The organism is Parabacteroides sp. ASF519 (assembly GCF_000364265.2).
In the GTDB taxonomy this organism is placed as follows: Bacteria; Bacteroidota; Bacteroidia; order Bacteroidales; family Tannerellaceae; genus Parabacteroides; species Parabacteroides goldsteinii.
Genome location: NZ_AQFV02000006.1, coordinates 6,826,074 through 6,847,904 on the forward strand (window position 1 = coordinate 6,826,074; position 21,831 = coordinate 6,847,904).

Below are 21,831 nucleotides of genomic sequence, written 5' to 3' on the forward strand. Positions count from 1 at the left end.
AACTGTTCCAATACATCAAGTAACGGGATAAATCTGATTACCGGAGTTCCCACGCCATCTCCGACTTAGCGTGTCGTGTTTAAATTCAGTCATTTTGTATTTCGTATTTACTTTTTATTACAGGAGCTTCCATAACTGCTTTCCGAAGGTTATAGGGATTAATATTTACTTTTCCTTTTACCAATTCGGGAACATTATAAGAAGTCAGACAATAAATATAAAAGTCTGGGTTCTCCTGAGGCAAAAGAAACGGTTTGGAAGCCTTCCCGGCATCATTGATTTGTGTAAACCAAGGGTACGTATAATATCCGTCATTCCGACGACTACTAAATACCACCCATCCACCCACAGACGACCAGGAATGAAAACTATCCACATCCTCCGAGTTTATCTCGTCTAGCGTCCTATGTGTCTTATTTTTTAAATCATATAAAGCCAAATCAGATGATTTATGATAATTGGAAAACGAACCGTATTCCACCTCCGTATAAAGCAAAAAACGTCCGCAGGGAGAGACTCTCGGATGTAACATACTTTTATTAATCCGGGAAGCTGACACTAATGTATCCACCGTTTCCCCAAATTCCATTTTATCCGCATCAAAACGAATCGCACAAAGAGATAATTTTAAATCACTCTTATATTTAGGAACCTGAACAGCTTTACCCCCGCAATAAATCAAGGTTCTACCATCGGGCGTAAACACAGGATAGTTATTATGCAATGAATCTGCAAATAGTTCCGGAATTGTATAACTTTTCTTGTCTTTCAAATCATATACTATCACATCCGCCCCCAAGTCAAAGACCTCTATGGGAGTCTTCCCTTCATAAAAAATTTGTCGCGTCTGACTAACAGAAAAAGCAATGTAGTTGCCCGACGGATGCCAAAAAGGATATCCGGCGGCCTGTGACATTTCTCCCGCCTGAGTATTCACTTTCTCTATTTCTCCATGTCGGATAAAATAAGTCCCAGGATTTTTCTGACGTGAATGAAACAGCATCTGATCCGGATCATTCTGACAAAAAGAATGGCAGTTTATACAGCCGGTTTCCGATTTCATATTATCGATTAAAACTTCATCATTAAAGTTTGTCAAATTCCGCTGGTTAATCGACATAGTATTAGTAGTTGTATACCCTGGTTCTATTTTTCGATAAACCAGTACCGGATCGATTGGAGCAATCGACACCTCCCAGTCAAACGGAACGTATTGATATGTCTTTCCATCCCATTCGGCTTTCAATGTCACCGATATATGACCTCCTTTAGCCTTTTCAAGCCATTGTTTCCACTTCTTTTCCGGGAAAATAATCTTTTCTTCTCCTGTAAGTACCCAACTCTCGTCAGAAAACCGCAACACAGCCTCAACTCGCTCAGGGCGACCAGTCACTTTAAAGTTCAACGGGGCAATATTATAGGGTATGACAATATCGGTATAATCGGGAAACAACTGAGGTTTCTGCGACAGTTCCTCAGTTATATCCTTGGATACAGATTGACACGAAATACATACCCATACCAATAAACAGAAATAACAATACCTATTTATGAACATCGACAGATTCATAATAATAAAAGTAACTGGATTTATAATCATTATTCATTACAAAATAACCGGATATCGTATTTAGCGGACGTTTTCCCTGAGTACAATACTCTTTGAAACGTGCCAATACGCCTTCATCATAGTTTATCTTTAATTTCCGGTCTTCACTGATTTTATTCTCTCGCTCATAGATTAAAATTCCTTCCTGACACAGGATCGGAATTTCCGAGTTCGGAGAAAAATCCAATCTATAGCGGACCATCCTAGCCACCCAATCAACCTTTTTCTCCAGTAATGCCAAATTCCAAGCATATTCCAAGGCCAATGTTTCAAATGGTAATTGGATAGCTAGGTTTGTTATATTTTCTAATGGCCTGTTCATACCTATTTGGAAACCATATGAAGGAAGCATCTTCCGGAAACGAATGATCCAATCGACCTGTTCCAGATCTGGATCATGTTTCATCCGGTTCAACAAATCGACAGCCCAGCGATTATACATCACCGTTTTTTTCAATATACGCAGAAGTTTTATTGCCAAATCATTTTCCCGATAAATCAAATGGATCATCGCCAAACGTTTAAGATGATAAGGGTTCACCCCCGTATCCCACATTGACATGGCTTCAGTCGAGAACACCTGACTAGCCCGAAAACAACCTAAGTTCCAATAGATATCGCTCAAACGAGTTTTCGAAACATACGATTGCTCACCCGCTGAGACCAATGACTTCGAATAAGGGAATCCATCCCGAAACAAGGCATTGCTCAATTGTCCGGTTTGTGCCAATGCCATATAATAATAATTCAAGGTTCTAGAGTTCAGTTTTTTGACATCACCTATACTACCCAGTAATTTATTCCATTCACTTTGTTGCATTAGGTAAAACAATTTTATCTCAAACTCCCTAATACGGTCGGTATTCACATAACAAGCATATATAACCAGCAGAAGATAACCGGAGGCAACAAAAAAATACCTCCGTGTGCAACGCAATAAAAAGATACAACCGACAAAAGAAATCATATAAATCAGATACCAAGGATACCAATCCAATTCCCATTCAGCAACAAACACTTCTTCCATCGGGAAACAATATTGGAGCAATAAAGTCGTGAACAATGCTGAAAAGGCAAAAAGAGAACAAAGAGAGATCAGGTAAGAATAATTTCTCATCCCTTTAAGATACTCATAAACAAATATATACAAACAAGGCAATAACTGAACAAAACACGTATGCGCTTATCGGATAGTCCGATATAAAGACGGCAACAGATAAAAGAAATCAATAAAGTTAGATCTTTCGACAAGGGATAATCGGAGAAACTATGTAGAGACCAAACAAATGTCGTCGAATATAAAAAAGATAAAAGAATGCGGTAACGAGATTCTGTAAAAGGTTTTAACAACATATTTATCAAAAGTCCCAAGAGAAAAGCCAGACTTATCAAGACTCCGATTCCGAAATACCTAATCACATAAAATTGTACAAGAAAAGAGGCTAGATAATCTACAATTCCTTGTATCCGAGGAAGAAAAGATGTGAAAAAATCAGTTGTTGCTAAAAAACAACCAACCTGTCCAGATAAAATAATCCAGTAAGATTGGGTATAAAAGAGATATGTTACCATACCTACGAATAGAAACAGGACAAATAATATGTCCGCAACCTTCCTGTTCATAATGAATTCACTTTAGAAGAAAGGAGGGTATGTTGTACCCCAACACACCTCTCCTTACATTCAACATGTTTATCTACAAGTTATAAAGACTACTCATTCAGGAAAATCCCTTGAATCTTCTTTCGTATTAAAGCTATCCGGTGAATTAGCCGCCGGTTTATATATTGTATAATACGTAAATGAAGATCCGCTTTGGACATTCTGAATGATATCTTCCAAGACCGTAGCCAATACCTCACGAACCTGCTGCTGACCGGTTGCATCGGTATAAGTCAACACACATTTCTCCGCACCATCATTTGCCGCGCCCCAGGTTATCAATATATTACCATCTTCCGTCTTCGAAATGTTTTCAATATGACGGTTAGGTAAGGTATTCCGATAATCTTCACCGCAAGCTCTACCTGTTGCTTCAAACGGAAGTGAACGATTTCCATATTTATCAAAACTGACGATTTGGAACAAGTATTCCCGTTCCGGCAGATTTTCAATCATAAGAGAGAATTCACCAACTTGTCCGCCGACATTGAAATCAATGGAATCCGTATAAGCATTCCAGTAAATACGGAGCTTCTCAATACGTTGGGCATTGATGAACAATTCCATCTTAACACGACCGTTACCCGGACCGACGGATGCACTATCCACTTTCGCCGCATAAATAGTTTCGCCTTCTTCCAGGAAACCAATATGTAAAGCGTCCATATCATCACAAGACGTAGAAAATACCCCAACACAAAAAATCAGCAGGGGAATAACATATTTTACTATCATACTTCTATACATTTAATAATTACCTTACTTATCCTCACCAACCTGTCCATAGACCTCTATTTCAGACATATGGAAAAAGTCACCATTAGACCAAGTTTGCAAAGCATGCAAACGGAGATAACGAACCTTAGGTTTACTTGGGTCACAAACGAACTCTTCACCCGCTTCGGCCCATTGCCTGTCTTCATCGGATATCTGCCCTAATGGTAATCCGGAAGGCTTAGTACTCTTACAATCCATCATCAAAGTCCAGACCGAAGGATCATTCAAATTTTCAGCATCTGAGGTTCCCCAGATTTCAAAATGTTCCAAATTTCCATGTTTATAAATCCAGTCACCCAAACGTTGCCATACTTTGATACGGCTGATCTTCCCGGTCACACCTAAATCGAATGTAATCCATTGCGGCCAAACACCTGACCCATTAGCTGTATGAAATCCGTTACCGTCACTTTTCGTCCCATCAAACAAGTTTGCGAGAACCCATCCCCAAGCCGAAGGTTGGTCGCCTTCAATAGACATACCTGTGATTTTTGTTCGATCAAATTGTTCCTCAAACAGAGGTGAGATGGTCGTTTCCAAAGCTTCACTTACATTTCCCCAACGATCCTGTATATAAATCTTAAAATCTTTCGGATCAGTATCCATTCCACGAGTCGCGGCACTACCTTCTACCACCGTACTATAGTAAGCATCGATCCGGTTGAACTCATTGTTATTATCTTTTTGTTCCAAAATAACAGAAATTTCAGATCGCCCGGGATTATCCCAATAGGCATGTACACCACCAAAGTCGGCAATCAACTTTAAAGTACGTCCGATCGTAACAACAGGAGCCTCCAGTGGCTTCACGGTCACTTTTACAGGTGACGATTCATTCAGACTACGATCTATTGCTACCAGTTCCACGATACGTTCATCTTCCGTGCCGAAACCCTCGATCTTAAGAGTATCCACAAATAAGGAAGCTTTCACTTCACTTGAAACACCTGATTTCAATTCATAATTAGCTTTTACACAAAGCAGATCTTCATCGTCCGGCAAAGTATATTTCAAAATAGCACCACCCGGAATATTAGTAACTTCTACATTGCTGACAGGTTGCGGAGCGACAGAATCTGTTTTAACAAACGTACGTTCCTCTTCCGAACATGCAATCAGAAGCAAAACGGAAAGTATATATAATAAATTCTTTTTCATTGTCCCATTTATTATGATTACTAATTACCAACTTACCAATCAAAATTCTGAACCAGATTCGAATTTATCGAAATCTCTTTTTCATTGATCGGCCAGAAATAATCTCTTACTGAAAACTCAACAGGAGTCTGGGCCACTGAAGTCACTGTGTAGAAGAGATCTTGAGTATCTCCCTGAATGACATTCCATCCTTTTGGCTGTTCATTAAGATCCTGAATTCTCTTCCAGCGTCTGAGATCCCAGAAATGTTGTCCCTCAAAAACCAATTCGATTTCACGTTCATGCTGTATAATTTCCCGTAAGCCTTCTTTGGTTGCAACTTTAGAAGGAGAAATGGAATATTTAGTCCAGGAAGCCTGAACTCCTTCCAAACCGGCGCGTTCACGAATCATATCTACATATTTATATACTTCACCGCTCGGACCGCTATATTCATTCAGTGCTTCAGCATACAACAAATACAGATCTGCCATACGCATGATCGGGAATGGATAATACTCTATACTATAATCGTTCGCCGTCATAGCATCTTTAAAACTATGCATTTTCTTAGCTCCGTATCCTGTAACAGAGAATGCCTCGGAAGCAGAAGCTACTCCTGAATATTCTTTCGCACAAAATTCGCAATGCTTTACATTATCCGGAAACTTATTATAACCGTTACCGAAATAGATACCTCGGTCAAAACCTATATTTGCATAGAATCGGGGTTCACGATTATAATGTAGATTAACAGTCTTCTGCCCCTCCTTTACATAATACTTTTCAGCACCGGAAGAGACTTCCGGACGAATTTCGTAACGTTGGCTATACCAGTTGTTCTGTACCCAGTCTCTATCTTCATTGATAGGTACGCCATGGGATGAATAGAATTTTTCAACCGTATTCAATGTTGGGGCCCACTCGGTACGAACTACTGTTCCCATTTCTGCACCAACACGCAAAACACGGGATTGACATCGTTGAACAAATGAATATTGGTCATTATTAGTACTCCCCCAAATCAGTTCACAATTCCAACGATCACAAATAGCCTGACGTAAAGTGGTTTGCAATTTGAAGGTATCGTTCTGCGTACTCAACAGTGGATCTACACTCGTATAAAGCCGTTTATTCTGTGCATGAGCCATATCAATCGCCTCCAAACAAGCATCTGCTGCTTTTTTCCATTTTTCAGGATCATACGTTTGAGGGAATAATTGTACTCCGCGATTATCGACCAAAGAGGCATAATCCGTATTTCCATTAAACAATGGACTTGCAGCATATGCCAGAACTCTAGCTTTCATTGCTTTAGCCACCAGATTATATACTCGTCCGGCTTCAGTGCCTTCCACCAAGTCGTCATTAGAAGGAAGACCTGCAGCCGCTTCATCCAGCAGATTTACTATATAATCAACAACATTATCTACCGGTTCACGATATACTTTTACCTCTTCCGGAGTAGCCGATACCGGCAGATTGACATCCATAATAGGTATAGGACCATACATTCGGAACAAATAAAAATGATAATAGGCTTTCAGGAATTTTACTTCTGCTATCCAACGGTCACGTTCATACGAAGGTAAATCTGTTACTTTATCCACATTCTCAAGAAATATATTACAGTCACGAATACCATCCCACAAAGCCGGAATGACAAAGGAATCCCCTGATTTAGCTCCGCTCCAGAAGTTCATATAAGGATCATTCACTTTCTGCATGCCACGAGCTATATAACGCCCGGCAGAATTAATATAAGAATGGCACCAAACTTCATCTGTAGCAGCAATCGCCGGGTCCCACGAGAAATCGCCATGCCTCGGGCGATAGCTATAACAAGTATATAAATACTTTTCACATGCTGTACGATTACGGAATGCATAATCAATTGTCGCCATATTATCCGGAACAATATCCAAATAATTACAAGAGATACATTCCAGTAATACGATACAGAACAGTAAGCTTTTTAATAATATATTTTTCATCATCTTATTTACATTTTAGAATGACAACTGAACTCCGGCATTAAATACTCTCTGGATAGGATATCCCAAACCATTTCCACCCATTTCCGGATCCCACAATTTAAATTTAGAGAAAGTCAGCAAGTTGGTTCCGCTTAAATAGAAACGTAAATCACTTATATGGGCTTTATCAATAATATGCTTCGGAATACGATAACCGAATTCCAATGATTTCAATCGCAAAAATCCGCCATTCTGCATAAACCATGTAGATTTCTTATTGTTATTTTCAACTACGGATGTAGACAGACGCGGCCACAATGCTTGTGTATTACGATCAGCTTCCGACCAATGGCTATCGGCATACGCTTGCAACAATGCACTTTGGTTTCCAATAAATGGGGAAGTTTTTTCTACATCAATCCAAAACGATTCCCTTGCCAATCCTTGGAAGAAACAAGAAAGGTCAAAATCTTTATATCCCATAGAAAAACCAAAACCGTACACAATTTCAGGACTGGTAGGATAACCGATAGCTGCCTGATCTAATTCCGTTATTTTCCCGTCACCGTTCAAATCCTTATATTTAATATCTCCAGCCATATAATTACCAAACTGAACCGGAGAGTTGCGGATATCTTCTTCATCAATGAATAAGCGTTCAGCAACATAGCCATATTCTTGAGCCAACGAATGACCGATACGTGATTTCCAAGGCGTACTACTATAATCTGGTTCTTCATATACTAAAAACTCACTAGTTGCATACGTGAAATTAGCACGCCCCGTAATCCATAAATCTTTATTGATCGAGTGATTATAATCAAGCGACATATCAATACCATGGCTCTTTGCTTCTCCAACATTTGCTCTCAAACTACTTTGAAGCCCCATCGTCTCCGGTATGGCAGCACGATCCATCAAAATATTCCAACGCTTTTCCGTGAAATAATCTGCCTGGATTTCAATTTTGTCAAATAAGCCTAATTCAATACCATAATTGGCCTTACGTGCAATTTCCCAAGTGATGTCTTCATTCGGATAACGACTAATGGAAATTCCGCTCAACCCACGCCCCCCTCTATTACCTAACGTACCGAAAGATGAGCCCAGATATGAGTTATTCATATTCACATTAGATAAATAGAAGAAGCGGTCGTCTTCACTACCGATTGCATCATTACCAACTAAACCATAAGTTGCTTTCAATTTTAACTTGGTCACTGTCTTTTTCAAAGCCTCAGGGAAAAAATTTTCATTGGAAATGAACCAACCTAAACCTCCGGAAGGAAAGAAACCAAAACGTTCTTTTTTTGCAAAACGTTCAGAACCGTTATACCCAAAGTTAAATTCAGCGAAATAACGTCCGTCGTAAGCATAAGTATAACGTCCTGCCAAACTGATATTTCGTGAAGGTAATGACTTTTGTAGGTCACTTTCATTTCCATTCTTCGATTCCCTCATCGTGAAAACCAACAAGCCGCCAACATTATGTTTTTCATGGAAAATACGATTCCAGTTCAATGCACTTTCAAAATAAAGAGCAGAATTAACCTTTTTTTCTCCCGGCACATAATTCAAATATTCCGTGCCGCTCTGTTCATTCAATATATTCAGTTTGTAAGTATCTGAGGCCTTGTCGTACATACCTGCTGAATAATAAAAAGGATTATAAGCACGTTTTACTTCAAAGTATGAATAACGACTCGTATTAAACAATCCCCTCAAAGAAAGACCTTCGGTTATGAAATCCAATTTTTGCTCCAATTCAAACTGGGCAAACATATTGGAAGTCGAATATTCTTTATACCCTTTTACCATCTCTGCATACGGATTCATATATTGTGCCTTATCTGCATTACCAAATAAAACATGTTGAGTATATTTATTCGCTTCATCAGGCAAATAATAGGGCGGAAACAACGCCGGATTGGCATTCATCACTTTCTTATACAAATTATCTCCGCCATCCAACGGACCACTATAATCGTCAAAAGTACCCTGCAAACGAACCTTTGCTGTTGTTGTAGGTGTTACTTTAATATTTACGTTGGAACGTAAAATATAACGATTCAAATTGACATTATTATTAAAGTTACTTACACCGTCTACTTTCTGATTTCCTTTATCTGAGTTATAAGTTCCTGTGATATAATAACTGGCAACTTTACCACCACCACTTAAGTTGAAATTCAAGCGACGACTATGAGCCTGTTTTTTAAACATAATATCATACCAATCATTAGCAGGGTAAACATACGGATTTCCTCCGGCAATCGTATTATCGATTTTCTGTTGTGAATACATAGTTGCTCCCAGTGGGTCACGTGTTTTAATGGCCTCATTGTGCAGCTTCATATATGTTACCGCATCTGCCAAATCAACCATACTTGTAGGGGTTGTGATAGACTCTTCATAACGGACATTCAGTCTGGCTTTTCCTTCAACACCTTCTTTCGTTGTAACCAAAATAACGCCATTTGCTCCACGCGAACCATACAGGGCTGTTGCTGCAGCATCTTTCATAATATTAAAACTGGCAATGTCATCTGGCTGGATTTTTGACAAATCTGAAGAAGATATTTCATTATTATCCAACAATACCAATGGATCTTTTTTATAACCGAATGTTGTTACACCGCGAACGAAGAATTCTGCATTGTCTTGTCCAGGTTCTCCACTTCTCTGATAAGCAATCAAGCCGGAAATACGACCAGCCAAAGATGTTGTCAAGTTACTACTGGGAACTTTTAAATCAGTAGGTTTAACGGAAGTAATAGAAGAAATAACCGATTCTTTTTTCTGCTTGGCAAAAGCAACAACAGTAACCTCTTCCAATTCGTCAACTTTAGGTTTCAATGTAACATTCAGTTCTTTTTTACCTATAACAGGAATTGTTTGCGTTTCCATTCCTAAATAAGTAAAGACCAATTTGTCTGATTCTTTTACTTCTATAGAATATGTCCCATCAACATCGGTAGTTACCCCCCTCGGCGTTCCTACAACCTGAATAGCAACTCCAGGCAAAGGTTCACCTAAATCATCTGTCACTACTCCACTGATTTTTTTCTGTTGTTGCATTGGAGCAGGAATAAGAGCCATTCCTGCTTTTTTGACTTTATTATCTGTAATAGTAGATTTTTCATCAGCTCCAGTGGCAAAAGCCGAATCTGCCAAAACAAATAAAAATGTCGTAAAAACGAATATAGGAAGGGATCTTTTAGCTACCATCCCTATTTCAATTCTTTTTTTATTCATAATAATTACTTAGTTTAAGAGTTTTAACCAGTTTTACATTTGGTTTAATCTTACGTGAACCGAATAATTGTGTAAACATTATCCGTTTTTAGCATACTGTCCTTTTCTTTATATCATAGGCATTAAATTTAGGTTTACAAATTCTTTTATATTCATTAATACTATAGCTATATCTCATCCACCTTCAATTCGTATTGAGATTAGAGATAAGGTCAAACAAAAGTTAATACAAATATCAAACGACTATTCATAAGTCTAAACCATAAAAATCATCACCTTTGCAATCTATTATTGCATACTTATAAAAAAAGTCTCTGAACCATAGTCTTTGTAGAACTATGGTTCAGAGACAATAATTATTCCGAGATAATCAGTAAATTGCGTCAAAAATATGCAGACAAAACTCAACAAACGTTTTGTTAAAGGTTAAAACTTCACCTTTTACCCCTCTATTATTAGTTTAATATCGGATTTTGCAAAAAAAAGAACGGATTTTTTAAACGATTTTATCGGATGTTTTTCTATTTTTGCAAAAAGATACGTAGTTCTACAAAAACTATGATCATTATTTAACTAATCATCAATCCCTGCCTATATATATTGAATCACATTTTATTCTTTAACAGACGGAGGAAACAGTGCTTTCGTTATTTTCCAACGTACAAGTCAAACAGAAAGTACACCCCCAAAAAGCATTGTTTTTTTTTATATTTTCACATCATCAACTTCATTTATTATTAAACTCTTTCACCGCATCAAACATCGCGATAATATTCTCCGGCGGAACATCCGGAAGTATATTGTGCACGGTATTAAAGACAAAACCACCTCCGGACGACATGATCTCCAGACGCTCCAGGACTTGTTCACGAACTTGAGCCGGTGTACCGTTGTTCAGTGTACCGACGGTTTCTACACCACCGCCCCAGAAAGTACAATCCTGTCCGAACTCTTTTTTCAGAAATTCGGGAGACATATCTACGGCATTGGTTTGTACCGGGTTGAAAACTTCAATTCCTGCCTCGATCATATGCGGCATTAATGAAGAGATGGAACCGCAGGAATGGATAAAGGTATGCATCTGACTATGCGATTTTACATAGTCACATAACTGTTTATGACGGGGTTTGAAAAGGGTTTTATAAGTATCCGGATCCATAAACGGACCGGTTGTCATCCCGAGGTCATCCCCGAAGCGGATAATGTCAACTATATCGCCGACCGAAGCACAAACCTTTTCAAGTGTTGCCAGGTGACGTTCCAGTAACTCATCCAATACACGTTCCACCTGGTCCGGATCACAAAGCAGGTCCATCAGGAAATTATCCATCCGCCACAGGAAAGTTCCCCATTCAAAAAGATTGCAACCGCAAACGATCATCAATGCCTTATCCGTTGTCTCCCGCAAATGCAAGGCATTTGTTCTCAACTGTTCCCAAAAACCGTCATCGGCAGCATGATCCCAGGGACTGTGCACATAACGCGACCACAGGACACGTCCCATCTCTTCATCCAGACCGTCGTAACTATCAGGATAGCCATCCACGTAAGGGAAATAGGACTGGTCGAAGAATGTGGCACCTTTCGGCATCATTGCTAACAGGCGTTTACCATCGGTATCATAACAATGCCAGGAACCGTCGGGTTGTTCTACAGGACTGAACCAGGCGGGATACAGGGCTTTATCGCCATTAGCCAGTATTGTCTCCTGCCAGTCGGACGGACTCACATTAAACGTACGGCCGATATCGAGGACATCGATACCGAACTGATCGATAATCGACAGATCCGGCTGTGCCAGTTGCTGCACCACATCGTAAATCTGAACCGGGAGGTCGGTACGCCCCAGGTGTTTTAATAAATTGGAATAGGCAATTGCCGAAATACCCGAACTGGGAGTTGCTCCCATATCGACCGGAACACGGTCAGGCTCTTTATGAGCTATAGCTGATAAAACACGCTCTCTTGAAGTCATAATTTTCAATTCTCAATTTTCAATTTTTAATTATCCTCACTCTCCGCCACTCATTCCTATAATGAAAGAGGCAGCAACCAATACGACCAGTCCGGCATACATCCATGCTTTTGTCTTTGTATCCGTAGCCTTCCATTCACCCCGGTACAATCCCCAAAGGGTAGCAAAAACAATGGTCAGCGACATCAATATTCCCCAGGCCGTAAACGAGAACTCTCCCATCCGGCTTTTCCCCATGCCGTAAAAGATAAAGTTGACAAACCAAAGAAAACCCGCCAATCCGCAATACAGGTAGTTGCTTGAAACAGCGATATCCTTTGTCTTTACAAAGACTTTCAGGTTATTATTCTTTTTCGACAGGAACAAGCACCAAATCGCAGTCGCCAGAAAAGAACCGCCGAACAATACGAAAAAGACAGGTAACGTCTGGAATAGCGGATCGATACCCGAAGCGACCAAAGCAGATGAAATCCCCGTGCCCTGTTCTATACCCAGGGCTTGCGAAGCACCGGTTATTCCGACAAAGAAAACCAGCACCAGTCCTTTTCCGAAATTAAGTTCCGGGTTCGCTTCCGGTCCGGCACCTTTATCTTTCCGGTAACCGGCATATCCACTCAAAGCAATACCGACTGCGGCAATCAGCAAACCGGCTATCAACATAGTCCCCCCGGATTGTTGCAAGAGAATATTCAAACGCCCGTCGATAGCCGGAGGAATGATTGTTCCCAGTATCATCATCAATCCCAAAGAAAGCGAGAAGCCTAACGAAAGCCCCAGATAACGCAGGGAAAGTCCGAAGGTAAGATTACAAATACCGTAGATGATCCCCAGTAAAAAGATCCATCCCAACGTCTGTGCCGGGACACCGGACAGCACATTCATAAAGCCCGGACAAAAAACATAGCATGCCACCAACGGCACGATCACATAAGCAAACAAACTATATATCAGCCAATAGTTTTCCCACGCCCAGTTACGGGTCTTTCCAAAAGGGATCGAGAAACTTCCGACGAAAACGCCCCGATAGCTATCAGCCCGATTCCGAATAATAATTCAAATGTCATAACTCTTAATGTTTTTTTCTTCTAATATTCCGATACGCACAAGAGGCGCTGTTACAGATATCACAGCCATAAGGCCGCTTTCTGACCTCATCCCCTATTCCTATAATTCCGCTAACCGATTTGATCGGCTGCATCAGACAAGATTCATTGATAGTGATCCCGGTCGGGTGGTCGCCGATATAGGCAAACAGATCGCGCTGCCCTGACAATGCCCATTCGCAATAGCCCGGACTGTAACGGTTCGTGATCTTCTTTCCCTGTTCTGTCATATCTTCTTCCAAATACTGCTGCACTTTATCCATTGCATTTTCAACGGTCGCCGAGCCGATCGACTCGACAACGAATGCCTCCAGAAAATCACCGTTCTGCTGATAAGCTTGTGACAACCCGGTAAAAATTTTCCCTGCCGTACAAAGAAATAAAGCTATCCGGCCGGATCCTTTCATATAACCGCTAATCTTACGCCCTGTATGCAAATACCCTGCAGAACAAGCGACTATTCCTTCTCTCATATTTACTTCCGGACAATCCAGTACGCGGTATCCACCGATAATCTCTTTCGAATCTTTCAATTCGTCAAAGGTTTTCTCCACAATCTCCGAGACGAGTGCATAACTCTCTGAATCCGGGATTTGGAGATACTCCATCAATACCGGTATTTCCGGACGAACCTCTTCAAACGAAAATGTGTATGACCGGAACATCATTTCCCTGTATTAAAATCGGCTATTGCCTGATAAAAGGCTTTGATATTTGCATCCGGGACCAAAGGCGGCATATCACAACCGGAAGAGATAACAAAGTTTTTATACTGCGATGTCTTTGACAACAAATCAGCAGTAATCCGGTACACCTCTTCCGATGTGGCCTGTTTCAGAATGCCGACAGGGTCGATGTTTCCCATCACGATGAGGTCTGACGGGCATTGTTCCAACGTCTCGACCATATTTACGGCATTTCCGAAATGTAAAGCTGCAGCGCCGGAATCGATCATTGCCTGGGTACATTGTCCTTTATTTCCGCAATTATGTAAGATCACGGCAAAGTTCTCATCCTGTACCGCCTCCACTATCTGCCGGACATAAACGGTCGAATATTCCTGACAGTCTTCATTGGAAAGTAATCCGGCAGCCGGTTCGGCCATGATCACACCTGTTGCGCCGATCGCTTTCAGCTCCCGGCAATAAGCTGTAATATAAGCTGTACATTTATCCAACAGCGTTTTTACCACATCCGGTTCGATATAAATACCGACCATAATCTCAGACATATCATAGAGTCTTCCCGCTAATGAGAAAGGGCCGATACAACCGGACAGAACAGGTTTGTCTTTTATGTTTTCCACTGCCAGGCGGTTCGCTTTCAGATATTCCGGCATCCGGCCTGCAGACAAAGAAGGGACCTGCAGGTTATTCACGGTTTCTTCGTCATACACCAGACGCCCGGTAACACTGGGTACCTCGTGTTCCGGCATACTGATCGCACAACCAAAAGCCTCCGCCTCGACAGTCAAATCCATAATGACGGTACAAGCCGTTGTATGATAGGTTTCCGTCACCTGTTTGATTGCCTGATAATGAACCTCGCCGTCCGTAACGGCATCGATCACTTTTTTCCCGATCGCTTCAATGCCGGGATGGGTCATGATAGGGATAGCGATCCGCTTGTCGCTATCCTGTAATTGTTTGATAAACTTATTCATACGCCATCAGGCTACGATTGAATCCAACCAGTTGATATTATCCTGCGGATCACGGGCATAAGCATCCGCCCCGATCTTTTGAGCAAATTCCGCATTCAACGGTGCTCCACCGACAACCACTTTAGTTTCGGGATATTTTGCACGTATAGTGGCGATCATCGGTTGCATATTACTCATGGTAGTAGTCAGCAAGGCAGACATACCGCAGACAGCTCCGGGATGTTCGTCCAATGCCTGAATATATTTCTCGGCCGGCACATCCGTCCCCAAGTCGATCACTTCCCAACCGGAGCCTTCCACCATCATGCCTGTCAGGTTCTTGCCGATATCGTGCAAATCACCCATAACGGTACCGATAACAAATACACCTTTTCGTTTGATCTCGCCATTCTGAAAAAAAGGTTTCAGGTGCTTCATGGCACTATTCATCGCTTTAGCCGATAACAGCATTTGAGGTACGAATATCTTCCCTTCCGTAAACTTATTGCCGACCCGGTTCATTGCCGGTATCAGGGCGTCATTCAGTACGGATTGAGGAGATAAGCCGTTCTCCAATGCTTCCCGGGTCAATTCGTCAGCACCCGGTTGTCCTTTCATTGCCGGTGGATAGGGCGATGCAAGACTGATCTTGCCGAATTCCACGCATTCGCCAAGTTTAATAATAATGTCGTTCATGTTCAATAATATTTAAAGTCTATTCTATTTATATGCTATTCAGTCTGTATGGAAAACTTCTTCCATAGCAGCCCACCATTCGCCGGGAGCACGGTTCTCTACCGGTTGCTGGCAGGGGTCGGTGAGCTTCCACCATTCCTGTGTGGTCGGATCGGCAGCCATTCGCTGCATATCCTTTTCATAATCATTTCCGATATATTCATAATAGCTATACAGCATTCCGTCTTTGTAATAAATGGAGTAATTGCGGATATTACATTCACTGATCATAGCCAGCACCGCCGGCCATACGGCTGCATGCAATTTCTTATATTCCTCCAATTTTTCAGGCTTTACGCCGATAACACTTCCATAACGTTTCATATTTTTCTGTTTATTAGATTAAGTATGAGCAAAAATAGCAGAAGTAAAAGAGTTGAAGTTTTCATTTTGCGTGGTTCTTTTGACTGTTTCCGAGATTTGAAGAATTACTTAGTTCATAAAGGACTAAGTCACTTTATATCTAACAGAGAAATTATATGGAAGACGGACGATCTGAATTGGTCATAAAATATCTGCAAGGGCAACTGGATACACAGGATATAAATGATTTTTACACCTGGGTGAATGAGAATGTCGAAAATAAAAAGGTATTCTTTGAAATCAAAGCGGTCTATGATGCCTGCTATACCAATAGAATGCAGAATGATATGGAAGGAAGTTGGGATCGCCTTCTGAAGAAGAGAAAGGTGTTTTATCCACGTAAGAAAAGTAGATGGCTGCAATTGGGTAATTATGCAGCAGTCTCTTTTATAACAGTATGTCTTACCTCTTTATTTCTGACTTTCAATAAGGATGAAGACAAAATAGCGACCCGATATATCGGTGGGGACGGTTTGGATGCTGATGTCGTCGAATTACCGGATGGAACACAGGTTTGTCTGGGATCGAAGACTGTCTTTCATTATGAAAATGATTATGGTCGAAAAGAGAGAACCGTCTACCTGGAAGGTGAAGCCTATTTTGAAGTAGCAAAAGATAAAGACAAGCCCTTTATCGTAAAGACAAAGGAACAGAATATCGAAGCCCTGGGAACAAAATTCAATGTTACAGCTTACGCTTACGCTTCCGACTCACTGCTCACTACAACCCTGCTGGAAGGAGCCGTTCGTCTGAAGACAGAGAATATTCTGCATCAAACCATACTGAAACCCAATCAGCAGTTTATTTACAACCGGAATACACATGCTGGTGATGTCAGGAATGTGGATGCCAAACAGTTCACATCCTGGACTACCGGTTATTATTATTTTCCGGAACAAAGCCTGGAAGCCATACTTTACCGGCTGAGTCATGTCTATGGAGTGCAATTTACCGTCACGTCCGAAACTCTGAACAAACGAACTTTCACCGGAACTTTTTACCGGGGACAAAGTATAAAAGATATCATGGAAATCGTCAACCTTTCTATTCCAATCAAATATAGGATTGACGACCGTCATATAACCGTTTCTGAAATATAAATAATAGCTAATCTTAAAAATGTATTAATATGAGCGAGTAAAGTGGTAAAAAGAAAAGAAGAGAAAATCTTGCCGGATTCTCTCTTCTAAAACGTGTGATTCAATTAAACTCCCATTGCCGTGGGATTATGTTTAATCTTAAAACATTCAAAAGTATGAATAATCAACGTATAGTTGTTTCTGTAAATCTGAAAAGAACTATAAAAATTATGAAATTAACCGTGTTAATGCTAACCGTTTGCTTGTCGCAAATGGTCGCCGCAACTTATGCGCAAACAACAAAACTAAATGTTTCTGCCAAAGAGGAGACATTAGAAAATGTGTTGAAACAAATAGAAAAACAATCAGAGTTCTTGTTTTTCTATAATCTGGAAGAGGTCAATAAAAACGAAAAGATCTCGATCAGAAAAAAGAATGCCAATATCCAGGACGTTTTGGATGCCATTGCCACCAAAACAGGCTTGAGATATACGATCAAAGACCGTCACATTGTGCTGACTACAGAACATGTTTCAAATGCTGCTATTTCACAACAATCACAGAAAGTAACAGGTGTTGTCAGTGATCTTATGGGACCGGTTGCCGGAGCTAACGTGATTCAAAAAGGAACAACCAATGGTACGACTACCGATCTAGACGGTAAATTCTCTATCGAGGTGCCTGCCAATGCAACATTGCAGATTTCTTTTATCGGCTATATTCCACAGGATATTGCCGTAAAAGGACAGAGTGTTATTAATGTAACATTGAAAGAAGATTCACAGGCGCTGGAAGAAGTTGTCGTTGTCGGTTACGGTACGATGAAGAAGAAAGACCTGACTGGCGCTGTTGCTTCTGTTAAAATGGACGATGCCCCCGTCGGTACGGTTTCAACCATCAGTCATGCGCTAGCTGGTAAGGCTGCCGGTTTGCAGGTAAGTACGATCAGTGCACAGCCGGGAGGTCAGTCTACTTTCCGTATCCGCGGTGCTGCCTCTTCAGACAAGGCTGGGAATGATCCGCTGATCATTATCGATGGTTTTCCAGTGAGCGATCCGGGATCATTGGACAGCGGAAACCAATATAAGGATGGAAATAAGGATAATATCCTGTCTTCAATTAACCCGAACGATATAGAATCTATCGAAGTACTGAAGGATGCAAGTTCTACTGCTATTTATGGTGCACGTGCCGGTAACGGTGTGATTATCGTAACGACGAAACGAGGTAAAAGTGGTGCGGCAAAAGTACAGTATTCCGGTTCTGCATCTGTTCAGGATATTTCAAAGTCTTATGAAATGTTGGATGCTTCAGGCTTTATGCAAGCGACAAACGATTACAGAAAAGAGCTTTGGCTGCGTACGAATGGCGTGGGCATTTATGGTGGTAAATCCGAATCAGAAGTGGCTTCACCTTTTGTTCCGGATTATACTGCTGAACAAATTGCCAATCCTGCATATAACACAAATTGGTTTGACGAAATCTCCCGATTGGGATTCCAAACTTCACATAATTTATCCATTACCGGCGGTAATGAGAATACGAAATATCTGGTTTCCGGTAACTATTTCAAACAAGACGGTGTAATTAAAAATAATGCCATGGAGCGTTATTCTGCACGTGTAAATCTGGATCAGAAACTGAGTAAATATGTAAAGATGGGAGTAAACCTGAATGTATCCCGTAACCAATATGATAATATTCCTCTGGGAAATGGGCAGAATGAAAATGCAGGTATCCTGGTTTCGGCCGCTCAGTTTAATCCAACATTGCCTGTACGCGATGAAAACGGTGAATACTCAATGAATCAGGACGCCTCTTTCCTTCCCAACCCAGTTTCTTTATTGGATATTACAGATAAGACAACTAAAGAAAGATTACTAGGTACGGTTTTCTTTGAAGTTCGTCCGATTCAGGATTTATTGTTGAAAGCTAATTTCGGTATCGACCGTAACTATCAGAAACGTAAACAATACATGCCTACAACAACGTTGTATGGAGCAAGAGAAAATGGTTCGGGTTATATAGCACAGGCTGATAACTCAGACTATCTGATGGAATTAACAGCTAACTATACTAAACAATTTGGTGATCATAATTTAAATGCATTGGTTGGTCATTCTTACCAGTTGTTTGATTATGAATTTCTGTCAGGAAAGAGCAATGACTTCATTACAGATGGTTTCTTATATAATAATCTGGGAGCAGGCAATGCAAAACGTCCGACTGTAGGTTCAAGTGCAACAAAATCACGCATGGCCTCATTTTTTGGTCGCGTGAACTATTCATTCAAAGATCGTTATTTATTGACTGCCACTCTTCGTGCGGATGGTTCCTCTAACTTTGCAGACGGAAACCGCTGGGGTATTTTCCTTCTGTTGCTGCCGGATGGAGATTTACGGAAGAAGAATTCCTGAAGTCTTTGACAAATATCTTATCAAACGGTAAATTACGTTTGAGCTATGTGAAACAGGTAATGCCAATGTGGGTGACAAAGCATATAGCTACTATAAAGTGGGTAATAATAATTTCTTTGGCGGTAGTGCAGTTAATGGTGTTTACCTGGATCAGATGGGTAACAATGAACTTACCTGGGAAACGACACGTGAATGGAACCTTGGTCTGGATTTAGGTTTTCTGAACGGTCGTATTAATGTAACAGCTGAATATTTCCACAAAGTAATATCAGACCTGTTAAACGAACGGACTCTGTTATCTTACAACGAAGTGAATAAAATTATAGCTAACGTAGGTAAAACTCAAAGCCAGGGTTTTGAATTTACACTCAATACTACCAATATCCGTAACAATAATTTTGAATGGACTTCCGATCTGACATTCTCTTTATACCGGACAAATGGAAAGAACGCGATCCGAACTGGAAGCCGAGTGCATACAGCGAAATACAACGGTTATATCCGTTCTTATGCCGGTTATCTGTCAGATGGCCTGGTACAACCGGGTGAAAAGATCGACCACATGCCAGGAGCTCTTCCCGGACAAGTAAAAATTAAAGATATCAACGGATATGTTTACAATGAAGACGGTTCGATTAAAGTTGATGAACACGGTATTCCAATGAAGACCGGTAAACCTGACGGCAAACTGGATGATGCTGATAAAGTGATTTATGGTTCTGCCGACCCTGGGTATCTGTTTGGTTTTAACAATACATTTCGTTATAAAAACTTTGATCTGAATGTTTATTTCTACGGACAATTTGATAAATTATCAGCCGGTAGCTATAAGAAAACCTGGATTAGTAATAACGTCAATGACTTACGCCGTGGTTACAACCAACCGGTTTCAGTAGGCGATATTTGGAGTTCAACGAATCCTAACGGCACATTGCCTGGTTATTTCCAAACTGAAAGCGCTTACGGAACGGGGGATTATTATTACGAAAAGACCTGGTTTATCCGTTGTCGCAATATTACGTTAGGCTATAATATACCGATCAAGACCAGCAAGCACATCTTATCTAATGTCCGCGTATATTTTGATGTGAACAACCCGTTTGTTATCACGCCGTATACAGGACTTGACCCGGAAACTGACATTTCAAGTTCAGAAAGTACTCTTCAAGTCTGCAATGGGCTTATCCGAATGTCCGTACTTACAGCTTTGGTTTGGATATTACATTCTAATTTATTAATCAATAAAAGAAGATATAAGATCATGAAGAAATTATTATATATACATTAATGTGCTGCTGTAACATTAATCTCATGTACTGATCTGGAGCCGGAAAGATATGATGCCATCAACCCCGGATTTTCCCAAAAAACAGAGAAAGATGCGGAAGCATTGATCACAGGCGGAGTTTACGCCCTTTTCGTTGCGATAACTATAGTGGTATCTTCAACGTGGCAACCGGTGTACAGATTATCGGAGATATGTCGACCGATCTGGCTGTTTGTTGTTGGGTGAATGATGCATGGATTCCTTTGACCAGTCACAACTGGACACCCAATCACCAGTATTCGACAATAAACTACACCAATTATGCCAAATATCTGGGGACAATGACATTGACGCTTGAACGCATTTCCGGTGTGGAAATGGCAGATAATGTGAAAGCACGTATGAATGCCGAAATCCATATGGGACGTGGTTGGCTAGCCTTCCTCTTATATGATTTCTATGGTCCCATGCCAATACCTACACTTGAACAGCTAAATAACCCGTTGGCAGAAGAGATCATTCCCCGGGCAAGCCAGGAAGAAATGACAACATTTATCGAAACAGAATTAAAATCAGCACTGGAAGCCTTCCTACCCGCGCTTCTGCATTCGGACGTTTTGATAAAGGTCTAGCATATACAGTCCTGATGAAATTCTACATGCACGAAAAGAACTGGGCAAAAGCTGTTGAATGTGGTCGTGAGTTGATGAAAGCCGACTACGGATACGGATTAATGGATTCCTACCAGTCTATTTTCACCCTGGAAAACGAACAGAATAAAGAAATCATCTTTGCCTGCACCGAAGAAAGAGGTACCCAACTGGAATTATGGCA

13 protein-coding genes and 3 pseudogenes are annotated in these 21,831 nt (G+C 40.8%); 4 read left to right on the top strand and 12 right to left on the bottom strand.

The genetic code is table 11. The features are described 5' to 3' along the window. Positions 1-85: 85 nt before the first annotated feature. The 12 genes and pseudogenes from C825_RS27505 to C825_RS27560 form a co-directional block, all read right to left on the bottom strand. A complete protein-coding gene (locus C825_RS27505) occupies positions 86-1,558 on the bottom strand; it encodes a TolB family protein (RefSeq protein ID WP_228100051.1) in 1,473 nt (490 codons plus the stop codon). After that, positions 1,545-3,232, bottom strand: a pseudogene (locus tag C825_RS27510) (DUF6057 family protein). The gene C825_RS27505 and the pseudogene C825_RS27510 overlap by 14 nt, the downstream one beginning before the upstream one ends. A 93-nt stretch (positions 3,233-3,325) precedes the next feature. Next, on the bottom strand, positions 3,326-4,006 hold the full coding sequence (locus tag C825_RS27515) for a DUF4998 domain-containing protein (protein ID WP_009860098.1): 681 nt from the start codon (positions 4,004-4,006) through the stop codon (positions 3,326-3,328). Between the two features lie 24 nt (positions 4,007-4,030). Continuing rightward, a complete protein-coding gene (locus C825_RS27520) occupies positions 4,031-5,206 on the bottom strand; it encodes a DUF5000 domain-containing lipoprotein (protein ID WP_009860099.1) in 1,176 nt (391 codons plus the stop codon). A 32-nt stretch (positions 5,207-5,238) separates the two neighbouring features. Next, positions 5,239-7,182 carry a RagB/SusD family nutrient uptake outer membrane protein gene (locus C825_RS27525; protein WP_010800939.1) on the bottom strand — a complete coding sequence of 648 codons (1,944 nt, stop codon included), beginning with the start codon at positions 7,180-7,182 and terminating at the stop codon, positions 5,239-5,241. A gap of 12 nt (positions 7,183-7,194) precedes the next feature. Beyond that, on the bottom strand, positions 7,195-10,416 hold the full coding sequence (locus C825_RS27530) for a SusC/RagA family TonB-linked outer membrane protein (RefSeq protein ID WP_010800940.1): 3,222 nt from the start codon (positions 10,414-10,416) through the stop codon (positions 7,195-7,197). A 727-nt stretch (positions 10,417-11,143) separates the two neighbouring features. Beyond that, complete coding sequence (locus C825_RS27535) at positions 11,144-12,391, bottom strand: uroporphyrinogen decarboxylase family protein (protein ID WP_010800941.1); 1,248 nt, start codon at positions 12,389-12,391, stop codon at positions 11,144-11,146. A 36-nt stretch (positions 12,392-12,427) separates the two neighbouring features. Next, entirely contained in the window at positions 12,428-13,444 is a 1,017-nt protein-coding gene (locus C825_RS27540; protein WP_350339016.1) for an L-rhamnose/proton symporter RhaT, read from the bottom strand. 16 nt (positions 13,445-13,460) lie between these two features. Further along, a complete protein-coding gene (locus C825_RS27545; RefSeq protein ID WP_224264106.1) occupies positions 13,461-14,162 on the bottom strand; it encodes a vitamin B12 dependent-methionine synthase activation domain-containing protein in 702 nt (233 codons plus the stop codon). Further along, positions 14,159-15,157: a uroporphyrinogen decarboxylase family protein gene (locus C825_RS27550; protein ID WP_010800944.1), complete on the bottom strand. Its 999-nt coding sequence runs from the start codon at positions 15,155-15,157 to the stop codon at positions 14,159-14,161. The genes C825_RS27545 and C825_RS27550 overlap by 4 nt, the downstream gene beginning before the upstream one ends. Before the next feature lie 6 nt (positions 15,158-15,163). After that, positions 15,164-15,832 (bottom strand): cobalamin B12-binding domain-containing protein, encoded by a 669-nt coding sequence (locus tag C825_RS27555; protein WP_010800945.1) that lies wholly within the window; start codon positions 15,830-15,832, stop codon positions 15,164-15,166. 39 nt (positions 15,833-15,871) lie between these two features. Beyond that, on the bottom strand, positions 15,872-16,195 hold the full coding sequence (locus tag C825_RS27560; protein WP_009860107.1) for an L-rhamnose mutarotase: 324 nt from the start codon (positions 16,193-16,195) through the stop codon (positions 15,872-15,874). Positions 16,196-16,350: 155 nt separating this feature from the next. Between C825_RS27560 and C825_RS27565 the strand changes: the two genes are divergently transcribed. The 4 genes and pseudogenes from C825_RS27565 to C825_RS27585 form a co-directional block, all read left to right on the top strand. After that, the gene (locus tag C825_RS27565) at positions 16,351-17,334 is read left to right on the top strand and encodes a FecR family protein (protein WP_010800955.1); all 984 of its coding nucleotides are present in this window, start codon (positions 16,351-16,353) and stop codon (positions 17,332-17,334) included. Positions 17,335-17,489: 155 nt separating this feature from the next. Then, positions 17,490-20,960, top strand: a pseudogene (locus C825_RS27800) (TonB-dependent receptor). 219 nt (positions 20,961-21,179) lie between these two features. After that, positions 21,180-21,629: a RagB/SusD family nutrient uptake outer membrane protein gene (locus tag C825_RS27580; protein WP_250690628.1), complete on the top strand. Its 450-nt coding sequence runs from the start codon at positions 21,180-21,182 to the stop codon at positions 21,627-21,629. Between the two features lie 14 nt (positions 21,630-21,643). Then, positions 21,644-21,831 (top strand): annotated as a pseudogene (locus tag C825_RS27585) (RagB/SusD family nutrient uptake outer membrane protein); the annotation flags it as partial.